Origin of the sequence: Rodentibacter rarus (assembly GCF_001998965.1) — a bacterium.
Classification (GTDB): Bacteria; Pseudomonadota; Gammaproteobacteria; order Enterobacterales; family Pasteurellaceae; genus Rodentibacter; species Rodentibacter rarus.
Window position 1 is genome coordinate 1 of the sequence record NZ_MLHJ01000123.1, and the last position, 10409, is coordinate 10409.

The window sequence follows — 10409 nt, forward strand, 5'->3', positions numbered from 1 at the left end:
TAGTTTGGCTATGGATTAAGTTGATTTTCATATTCTGCATATAATATTTAATTTGTTGCATAATTATATAGGAAAAAGAGAAAACTCCGGTATTATGCAGCAGTTGCACAACGTGGTTTTTTGTTATCTTGTAGGGACACACTGCGTGTGTCCGAATTTTAACCTATTGAAATAATTTGATTTTATAACGGACACACGCAGTGTGTCCCTACGTTTTGGTTAAAATTTCTGTTTTGTGCATTTGCTACATAATACCGGTTATTTTGACATGATGCCCTGTTATTTCAGTAAATAAGCACGTAATTGCGCAAAATCATTGTCCATTTCATCAGAAAGCAATGGCAATTTGTTGTGTTTATCCAAGGCTTCGGGTAACGGCAATTCAAGATTGAGAATTCGCTCAACGGATTCTTTAAATTTTGCCGGATGTGCGGTGCAAAGGAAAATACCGGTTTCTCCCGCCTGAAGTTTATCTTTTAACAGCTGATAAGCAATCGCACCATGTGGTTCGCAAATATAACCGGTTTTGTGCATCGCTTTTAAGGTGTCTTCTGTTTGGGCATCGGTGAGCATACCCGCCCCTAATTCGGCTAAGTTCCAACCATTACGTTTGAATAATTCTTCCACACGTGGCCAGTTGTTTGGACGGCTGACATCCATTGCATTAGAAAGGGTTGCAACGGTGGCTTTCGGCGCCCATTCGCCGGATTGGAGATAACGAGGCACTGTATCATTCGCATTGGTTGAGGCAATAAAACGTTTGATCGGTAAACCTAAGGTTTTGGCAATTAATCCTGCGGTTAAATTACCAAAATTGCCACTTGGAACGGAAACCACAACATTATTACGTTTTTCTTTTGGCAATTGGGTCACCGCTTCAAAATAATAACAAACTTGTGCAAGTAAACGGCTGATATTGATGGAGTTGGCTGAATTTAATCCAATTGCCTCACGCAATTTTGCATCATCAAAGGCTTGTTTTACCAATGCCTGACAGGCATCGAAATCACCATTAATGGCAACAGTGCGGATATTTCCCCCAAGGGTACAGAACAATTTTTCTTGTAATGGGCTGATTTTTCCTTTTGGATATAAAATCACCACATTAATATTTTCTAATCCGTAAAAAGCATGGGCAACAGCAGCACCGGTATCGCCTGAGGTCGCCGTTAAAATAGTAATTTTGCCATCACCACGCACCGCGGCTAAGGCTTGTGCCATAAAACGCCCACCAAAGTCTTTAAACGCCAATGTCGGTCCGTGGAAAAGCTCTAAAGCATAAATATTTTCTTCTACTTTTTGCAACGGCGCAGGAAAAGTGAAAGCATTTTTCACCATGGTATTGAGGGTTTCCGTTGGAATTTCATCACCAATGATAGCAGAAAGAATTTTTTGGCTGCGTTCGACCAAAGGAAGATCCAATAATTCGTTGATATTGGAAAGTTGTGGAATGATTTCCGGGAAGAATAAACCTTGGTCTTTTCCAAGCCCTTGGCGTACTGCTTGGGCAAAATTAACTTGTTCTTCCGAGTGTTTAATATTGTATAGCTTCATAATTAATCCATTTTTAAATTGACTATTTTGTTTTATGGTTTAAGTAAAATGATAAAAGTGCGGTTCATTTTACGGCGTTTTTGGTATAACCGCACTCTTACGCTCTGATTAGCTAATTTCTCTTGCGCCCTCATTATCCACCTTACATACATGAACAAATCCCTCATTATTTTGCAAATAATGATGTTCAAGATAGGTCGCAAGTTTCGTTGCTGTTTGCAAATCAGAGGCGATGGAGAAGATGGTCGGACCTGAGCCTGAAATGCCGGTGGCAAGCGCCCCTAAATCACGGCTTGCCTGTTTGACTTCCGCAAAATTAGGCAGTAATGATTCCCGATAAGGTTCGGCAATCACATCTTTCATCATCATCGCCGCTAAGTTTTCTTGGCGGGTGTGACAGGCGTGGACAAAACCACCTAAATGGCGACCATGGGCAATCACATCTTGCCGTGTATAGCTTTTAGGGAGAATCGCACGGGCTTCGGCGGTGGACACTTCAATTCCCGGATAAGCCAAAACCCAATACCAATTGTCAAAAAATGGCAGTTTTTGACAAATATTACCAAGGGATTGCACCATAAATTGCACGCCACCAAGATAGCAAGGCGCAACGTTATCATAGTGAATAGAACCTGAAATTCGCCCTTCCAATTCACCCATCATTTCAAGCAATTCCATTTTGGAAAAAGGTTCATCATGGAACCGGTTTAATGCCACTAACGCTGCCACAATAGAACAAGCGCTAGAACCTAAACCTGAGCCTATCGGCATATTTTTTTCGAGCGTTAAACATAACGGCTTGATGTTTCTACCACGCAACTTTAATTGCTCACTGAATAAAACATAGGCTTGATAAACAATGTTTTTTTGTGGTTCTTTAGGTAATTTACGGACAAAATAGCCTGCGCTTTCCAATTCAAACCCACTGGCAATGGATTCAATTTGAATCACATCACCCAATAATGAACCATCAATAGGGGAAATTGCCACCCCTAGCGTGTCAAAGCCTACGCTGATGTTTGCGCTGGATGCAGGTGCATAAATTCGTAACATCGTCCATCCTCATTAGTGTTGTAATGTTCTTAAAATATCAGCGAAGATACCGGCAGCAGTGACTGCATTACCCGCACCGTAACCGCGTAATAATAATGGAATCGGCTGATAATAGCGAGTGTAGAACGCCAAGGCATTTTCACCGTCTTTCACTTTATAAAGGGGGTTGTTTTGATCAACCGCAACAATGGAAACTTTGCATTTCCCTTCATTAATTTGTCCCACATAGCGCAATACCTTTCCTTCTGCTTTCGCCGCCTCCACACGGGCTTTAAAATCAGCATCAAGTTGTGGCAGCATTGCCATAAATTCATTAGCCGATTTCCCCTCAGAAAAACCTTGTGGCAACACGCCTTCCACTTCCACATCGGAAAGTTCTAATTCTAGACCGGCTTCACGAGCAAGAATGAGGAGTTTGCGGGCCACATCTTGACCGGATAAATCATCACGGGGATCCGGTTCGGTGAAGCCTTTTTCTCGGGCAAGTGCGGTCACTTCCGATAAGGAAAATCCTTCTTCCAATTTACCGAAAATAAAGGAGAGCGAGCCAGATAAAATCCCTTCAAAACGCTCTAATTCATCACCGGCGGCAAGAAGATTCTGTAAGTTTTCAATCACCGGTAAACCCGCCCCCACGTTGGTTTCATATAAAAACTTATGCTGACTTGCCTGCGCATTTTTGCGTAATTCGTGATAATAGGTGAGATCACGTGTATTGGCTTTTTTATTTGGTGTTACAACGTGGAAGCCCTCTTTTAAAGCACGAGCATAAAGCCCCGCAACGGATTCGGCAGAGGTGCAATCAACAAAGACTGGATTCACCACGTGATGTAGTTTAATAAATGAAAGTAAAACATCAAAATCAGAAGGCTGAGTCGCATTTTCAAGATCAGCTTTCCAATTCTCTAAATTTAAACCGTTTTCATTGAGCAGCATTTTGTTGGAGTTGGCAATCGCACAGATGCGAATTTCAATGTCCTTCTTTGCCAAATACTCCTGTTGGCGTTTTACTTGTTCAATCAATTCACTGCCGACCCCTCCAACGCCAACGAGAAACATATCCACCACTTTTTTATTATTAAAAAGGGCTTGGTGTGTTGCTTTCACGGCTTCAATGGCTTTGTTTTGCGGTACAACGGCAGAAATAGAACGTTCGCTCGAACCTTGCGCAATGGCGACAATGCTGATATTGGCTTGCGCTAATGCGGAGAAAAAGCGAGCAGCAATCCCTTTTGCCTCTTTCATTCCATCGCCCACGACAGAGATAATGGATAAATCTTTAATCACTTCAATCGGTTCTAATTGGTTAGCAGTCAGTTCATGAGAAAACTCATTTTCAAGCACGGCTTTGGCGGCCTCTGAAGATTTTACCGGCACACAGAAACTGATGCTGTATTCTGATGAGGATTGGGTAATTAAAATCACGGAAATGCCGGCTCCCGACATCGCTGAAAAGACACGAGCCGCCATACCGACCATACCTTGCATTCCCGGACCTGAAACGTTAAACATCGCCAAATTATCTAAATTGGTGATCCCTTTTACCTGTAAATCTTCTGATTTCTCATTGCCGTCAATGATCGAACCCGGTGCTGAAGGGTTACCGGTATTTTTGATCACACAAGGAATATTTTGTGGCAATAATGGACCAATAGTACGCGGGTGAATCACTTTTGCCCCAAAATAAGAAAGCTCCATAGCTTCACGATAAGAAAGGGTTGGCAATAATCGGGCATCCGGCACTAAACGGGGATCACAGGTATAAACACCGTCCACATCCGTCCAAATTTCACATACCCTTGCATTCAAACAAGCCGCCAAACAAGCCGCAGAGTAATCCGATCCGTTACGACCTAATAACACAAGCTCCCCTTTTTCATTGCCGGCAGTAAACCCTGCCATTAATACCACTTTATCTTTTGCAATACTTGCTGCATTAACCCGTTTTGTGGATTCGGCAATTTCAACGGAGGATTCTAAATACCCTCCTTTTGCCAATAATTGTTTGACCGGATCCACAATATGCACACTGTAACCCCGAGCTTCAAACCAGGCTTTCATCATCGCAATGGAGAGTTTTTCCCCTCGACAGTCAATGGTGGCTTTCACCGCATCTTCAACTTTACCGGCTTGGCGAATTTCTTCCAACAACCCTTTAATTTGAGCAAATTCCGCATCAATCAGCGCTTTTGTGCCTTGTAAGTCAAATTGATTATTTTCTGCATATAAGCCATTAATAATGTGATAGAAAATATCGAGAGCTTCGTTGAAATGTGTATCAGTGGATTGGTTTAATGCGGCTTTTTCAGAGAGGGCAACAAGGTGATTAGTGATTTTTGCCGGAGCGGATAAAACGCCTGCCGCTTGCTCTTCCAAATGGGCTTGTTCGATCAGCTTGGCTGCCTGAGAAAAACGTTCGGGATTTGCAAGCGAAGTGCCACCAAATTTGAGTACGCGCATATTAATTCTCCTAAAGATGTTGTATTTTTAAAATTGATAAAAAAACCCGCATTCGGTTGAATTGCGGGTTTTCGGTATCCTATCTTCTATGCATTAACAACCCGCACCATTTTGCATCGTAATGGTCATCGTAATCATGGTCATGCGGTTAAAAGTGCGGTGATTTTTCATTGTGTTTTATTTTTCAAAACGAATGCGCTAAGAAATACTGAAATTTATCTAACTTGTCAAACAGAAAATGATAATTCGCTAGAAATTTTCTCGTCTCATTAAATTTCGTGTAAACTAACCGCACTTTGAATGAGGAGAATCCAATGAATATTCAACACCAACTACAACACATTCAACAAACCATTCATACCTTATGTGAGCAGGTTCATCGCCCTTCAAATTCGGTAAAGTTATTGGCTGTGTCTAAAACTAAACCTGTTTCCGATATTCTCACGGCTTATCAAGCGGGACACATCGCTTTCGGTGAAAATTATGTGCAAGAGGGCGTGGAGAAAATTCAGCACTTTGAGGCACAAGGCATAAAATTAGAGTGGCATTTTATCGGCCCTTTGCAATCCAATAAAAGTCGATTAGTCGCAACGCATTTCGATTGGATGCAAACCCTTGATCGGGTGAAAATTGCCCAACGATTAAATGAACAACGCCCCGCCAATAAAGCGCCATTAAATGTTTTGATTCAAATTAATATTAGTGATGAAGAAAGTAAATCCGGTATTGCGCCTGAAGCGATGCTCGAGCTGGCAAAACAGATAGAAAATCTACCGCACTTACGGCTACGTGGATTAATGGCAATTCCTGCCCCAACCACAGACATTACAGAGCAAGAAAAGAGCTTTAAAAAAATGGCAGCGTTATTTGAACAGCTCAAACAGACCTTTCCACATCAGCCAATCGATACCCTTTCTATGGGAATGAGCGAGGATATGCCCAGTGCCATAAAATGCGGTTCAACGATGGTGCGTATCGGCACGGCAATTTTTGGTGAACGGGATTATTCGGCAAAATAGAAAAAACGTCCAAAAAAATAACCGCACTTTTGTGCGGTTATTCCTATCAGCTCAATGTTATTTTTTGCCTAACTGTGGTAACACTGAATTTTTATTCGACACGAGCAAGCCGGTTTCTGCGTAGATCCCCAATTTACCACGGGTATCCGCAACATCAAGATTACGCATAGTTAATTGACCGATACGATCGATTGGATCGAATGGCGCATCTTCCACTTTTTCCATACTTAAACGTTCTGCTTCATAAGTTAAATTCGGCGATTCCGTATTTAAAATAGTGAAATCGTTACCACGACGTAATTCTAGGGTAACAGTGCCGGTAATGGCTTTTGCCACCCAACGTTGTGCTGTTTCACGCAACATTAAGGCTTGCGGATCAAACCAACGACCTTGGTATAATAAGCGACCTAAACGTAAACCGTTAATACGATATTGCTCAATGGTATCTTCATTATGGATACCGGTGACTAAACGCTCGTAAGCGATATGTAATAATGCCATTCCCGGTGCTTCATAAATACCACGGGATTTCGCTTCAATAATACGGTTTTCGATTTGGTCTGACATGCCTAAACCATGACGACCACCAATGCGATTAGCTTCTTGCATCATCTCGACTGCATCATCAAAGCGTTGTCCGTTTAACGCCACCGGTACGCCTTCTTCAAAGGTTACGGTGACGGTTTCCGGTTTGATTTCAACGCTTTCATCCCAGAAGGCAACGCCCATGATGGGTTTAACAATCTTCATCCCTGTGCTTAATTCTTCCAAATCTTTCGCTTCGTGGGTTGCACCCAGCATGTTGGAATCCGTTGAATAGGCTTTTTCAACGGACATTTTGTAATCAAAGCCGTTTTCAATTAAGAACTGTGACATTTCAAAGCGGCCGCCTAATTCGTGAATAAACTGATCGTCCAACCAAGGTTTATAAATTTTTAATTTCGGGTTGGTTAATAAACCGTAGCGATAAAAACGTTCGATATCATTACCTTTAAAAGTAGAACCATCGCCCCAAATATTCACATCATCTTCTTTCATCGCAGCCACAAGCATCGTACCCGTTACAGCACGACCAAGGGGGGTCGTATTAAAGTAAGGAATACCGCCTGTTGAAATATGAAATGCACCACATTGAATTGCCGCAATCCCTTCATGCACAAGTTGTGCACGGCAATCAATTAAACGGGCATTTTCAGCCCCATAAGCCATGGCTTTTTTAGGAATTGCATTATAATCCTCTTCGTCAGGCTGACCTAAATTCGCCGTGTAAGCGTAAGGCACTGCGCCTTTTTGACGCATCCAAAGTAATGCAGCGCTAGTATCCAAACCACCGGAGAAGGCGATGCCGACTTTTTGCCCTTTTGGTAAATTTTGTAAAATGGTATTTGACATATTTTTTCCTTACTTAAGGTTGTTTTGAATATTTAATCATTTTATATGAATAAAAACTCGCAAGAATATAACCGCACTTTTCTCGTTTGTCCAGTGCTTTCCGAATTTAACGATGTATTTTTCTCATCGCTTTACATCATAAAAATCCCTGCTTTCTCGAGCAGGGATTTCTCGCATTATTGTGTCAATAGATCCAAGGCTTCTTGGTATTTCGCAACCGTTTTTTCAATCACATTGCCAGGTACTCTAGGCGCTGGAGGTTGCTTGTTCCAACCACTATTTTCTAACCAGTCACGTACAAATTGCTTATCAAAAGAAGGGGGATTTGTGCCTTCTTGATAAGTTTCAACCGACCAAAAACGGCTGGAATCCGGCGTGAGGACTTCATCCATCAGCGTTAGCGTGCCGTTTTCGTCTAAACCAAATTCAAACTTCGTATCACAAATAATGATCCCTTTAGTGAGTGCATATTCTGCGGCAGCGGTATAAAGTGCAATGGCCTTTTCTTTGACTTGCGCCGCCAAATCTGCGCCGATTAATTTTTCACATTCTTCATAGCTGATGTTAATGTCGTGGTTTCCCACTTCCTCTTTGCTTGAAGGGGTAAAAATAGGTTCGGGCAATTTGCTCGCTTCCACTAATCCTTCCGGTAATTTCAAACCGCAAATCGTGCCCGTTTGTTGATAATCCTTTAACCCGCTTCCGGTTAAATAGCCACGCACGATGGATTCAATTTTAATCGGGTTCAAACGCTTGCAAACCACTGCCCTGTCCTTCACGAAATCAGCCTCTTCCTTTGGTAGCACATCATAAACGGAATCACCGGTGAAATGATTGGGCATAATGTGCGCTAATTTGTTAAACCAAAAATTTGAAATTTGTGTCAGGATTTCACCTTTTCGTGGAATGGGATCATCTAAAATCACATCAAAGGCGGAAAGACGATCTGTGGCGACCATCAACATTCGCTTATCATCAATTTCATAAAGATCACGCACTTTGCCTGAGTAGATTTTTTTCAGACTGAGAATTTGTTGTGTCATGGTTTGCACCTTTTTTATTGCGGTAAAAAAAATCGGCGCACATTGTACCGCACTTTTGAAGCAAACGTTTGCTGTTTTTGAAAAAATAATGAAATTCGATGAATTTGCTCAATTTAATTTGAGCAAAATGCCAAAATCAGCGAGAATAGCGAACATTTTTTACCAACAAGAGAAGATCATGACTTATCCTCAAGAAGTGAATAAACGCAGAACATTTGCAATTATTTCCCACCCCGATGCGGGTAAAACCACGATTACCGAAAAAGTGCTTTTATATGGTAATGCCATTCAAACCGCCGGTTCGGTGAAAGGCAAAGGCTCGACAGCACATGCCAAATCCGACTGGATGGAAATGGAAAAACAACGTGGTATTTCGATTACTACTTCCGTGATGCAGTTTCCTTACAATGATTGCTTGGTAAACTTACTTGACACCCCGGGGCACGAAGATTTCTCTGAAGATACTTACCGCACTTTAACCGCAGTGGACAGTTGCTTGATGGTGATTGATGCCGCCAAAGGGGTTGAGGAACGGACAATTAAATTAATGGAAGTCACCAGCCTTCGTGATACGCCGATTATCACCTTTATGAATAAACTCGACCGTGATATTCGTGACCCCATGGAATTGTTGGACGAAGTGGAAAATGTTCTGCAAATTCGTTGTGCGCCTATCACTTGGCCAATCGGCTGCGGTAAATTGTTTAAAGGCGTTTATCATCTCACCAAAGACGAAACCTATTTATATCAATCAGGACGAGGTTCAACCATTCAAGAAGTGCGTATTGTAAAAGGCTTGAACAATCCGGAATTAGATGCCGCAGTCGGTGATGATTTAGCCCAACAGTTGCGTGATGAATTAGAATTAGTACAAGGGGCAAGCAATGAATTTGAATATGATGCCTTTATCAAAGGTGAGTTGACCCCTGTCTTTTTTGGAACAGCATTGGGTAATTTCGGTGTGGACCACTTCCTTGACGGTTTAACAGAATGGGCGCCTAAACCACAGGCTCGCCAAGCAGATACCCGCACGGTGGAAAGCTCAGAAGAAAAATTTAGCGGTTTTGTGTTCAAAATCCAAGCCAATATGGATCCAAAACACCGCGACCGTGTCGCCTTTATGCGTGTAGTATCCGGCAAATATGAAAAAGGAATGAAATTAAAGCACGTTCGTATCGGTAAAGATGTGGTGATTTCCGATGCCTTAACCTTTATGGCAGGGGATCGCTCACATGCAGAAGAAGCCTATGCGGGTGATATTATCGGTTTGCATAACCACGGAACAATCCAAATTGGCGATACCTTCACCCAAGGCGAAAATTTAAAATTTACAGGTATTCCAAACTTTGCGCCTGAATTATTCCGCCGAATTCGCCTGAAAGATCCCCTCAAACAAAAGCAGTTATTAAAAGGGTTAGTGCAACTTTCCGAAGAGGGGGCTGTGCAGGTGTTCCGTCCACTTATCAATAATGATTTAATCGTAGGTGCGGTGGGTGTATTGCAATTTGATGTGGTCGTTTCCCGCCTGAAAACAGAATATAATGTAGAAGCCATTTACGAAAATGTGAACGTAGCCACCGCCCGTTGGGTGGAATGTAGCGATGGCAAAAAATTTGAAGAATTTAAACGCAAAAACGAGCAAAATTTAGCCTTAGACGGCGGTGATAACCTCACTTATATCGCCCCCACCATGGTAAATTTAAATTTAGCCCAAGAACGTTATCCTGATGTAGCATTTTTTAAAACGCGTGAACACTAACGTGAGGTGATCTGCCCCCAAAAGTTGGACAGATTATTAACTTAAATATTGAGTTCGGTATTGCACCGGGCTCAATCCTTTTAAATCCAGTTTTATTCGTTTTTCGTTGTAATACACCAAATATTCTTC

The 10409-nt window shown here is 42.0% G+C and carries 8 protein-coding genes; 2 read left to right on the plus strand and 6 right to left on the minus strand.

Annotated features, from left to right (window positions below):
• Positions 1-279: 279 nt before the first annotated feature.
• The 3 genes from thrC to thrA all read right to left on the minus strand — a co-directional run bounded on the left by thrC (position 280) and on the right by thrA (position 5067).
• Complete coding sequence (thrC, locus tag BKK50_RS10815; protein ID WP_077417932.1) at positions 280-1554, minus strand: threonine synthase; 1275 nt, start codon at positions 1552-1554, stop codon at positions 280-282.
• A gap of 108 nt (positions 1555-1662) precedes the next feature.
• Entirely contained in the window at positions 1663-2607 is a 945-nt protein-coding gene (thrB, locus tag BKK50_RS10820; protein ID WP_077417934.1) for a homoserine kinase, read from the minus strand.
• A gap of 12 nt (positions 2608-2619) precedes the next feature.
• Positions 2620-5067: a bifunctional aspartate kinase/homoserine dehydrogenase I gene (gene thrA, locus BKK50_RS10825; protein WP_077417937.1), complete on the minus strand. Its 2448-nt coding sequence runs from the start codon at positions 5065-5067 to the stop codon at positions 2620-2622.
• A 314-nt stretch (positions 5068-5381) separates the two neighbouring features.
• Between thrA and BKK50_RS10830 the strand changes: the two genes are divergently transcribed.
• Positions 5382-6086 (plus strand): YggS family pyridoxal phosphate-dependent enzyme, encoded by a 705-nt coding sequence (locus tag BKK50_RS10830; protein WP_077417940.1) that lies wholly within the window; start codon positions 5382-5384, stop codon positions 6084-6086.
• Between the two features lie 57 nt (positions 6087-6143).
• Here the strand turns inward: BKK50_RS10830 and argG are convergent, their stop codons facing one another.
• Positions 6144-7478, minus strand: coding sequence for an argininosuccinate synthase (gene argG / locus BKK50_RS10835; protein WP_077417943.1), 1335 nt, complete (start codon positions 7476-7478; stop codon positions 6144-6146).
• Between the two features lie 176 nt (positions 7479-7654).
• Entirely contained in the window at positions 7655-8521 is an 867-nt protein-coding gene (locus BKK50_RS10840) for a phosphoribosylaminoimidazolesuccinocarboxamide synthase (RefSeq protein ID WP_077417946.1), read from the minus strand.
• 178 nt (positions 8522-8699) lie between these two features.
• Here BKK50_RS10840 and prfC point away from each other — a divergent pair, with 178 nt between their 5' ends.
• The gene (gene prfC, locus BKK50_RS10845) at positions 8700-10280 is read left to right on the plus strand and encodes a peptide chain release factor 3 (RefSeq protein WP_077417949.1); all 1581 of its coding nucleotides are present in this window, start codon (positions 8700-8702) and stop codon (positions 10278-10280) included.
• 36 nt (positions 10281-10316) lie between these two features.
• Here the strand turns inward: prfC and BKK50_RS10850 are convergent.
• The coding region (locus tag BKK50_RS10850; protein WP_143529816.1) for an IS3 family transposase at positions 10317-10409 on the minus strand (93 nt) is incomplete at its 5' end.

What these genes read in the sequence shown, in the direction of transcription:
- thrB (WP_077417934.1), bottom strand. Translation starts at nt 2,607, where the DNA reads ATGTTACGAATTTATGCACCTGCATCCAGCGCAAACATCAGCGTAGGC.
- BKK50_RS10840 (WP_077417946.1), bottom strand. Translation starts at nt 8,521, where the DNA reads ATGACACAACAAATTCTCAGTCTGAAAAAAATCTACTCAGGCAAAGTG.
- thrC (WP_077417932.1), bottom strand. Translation starts at nt 1,554, where the DNA reads ATGAAGCTATACAATATTAAACACTCGGAAGAACAAGTTAATTTTGCC.
- argG (WP_077417943.1), bottom strand. Translation starts at nt 7,478, where the DNA reads ATGTCAAATACCATTTTACAAAATTTACCAAAAGGGCAAAAAGTCGGC.
- prfC (WP_077417949.1), top strand. Translation starts at nt 8,700, where the DNA reads ATGACTTATCCTCAAGAAGTGAATAAACGCAGAACATTTGCAATTATT.
- BKK50_RS10830 (WP_077417940.1), top strand. Translation starts at nt 5,382, where the DNA reads ATGAATATTCAACACCAACTACAACACATTCAACAAACCATTCATACC.
- thrA (WP_077417937.1), bottom strand. Translation starts at nt 5,067, where the DNA reads ATGCGCGTACTCAAATTTGGTGGCACTTCGCTTGCAAATCCCGAACGT.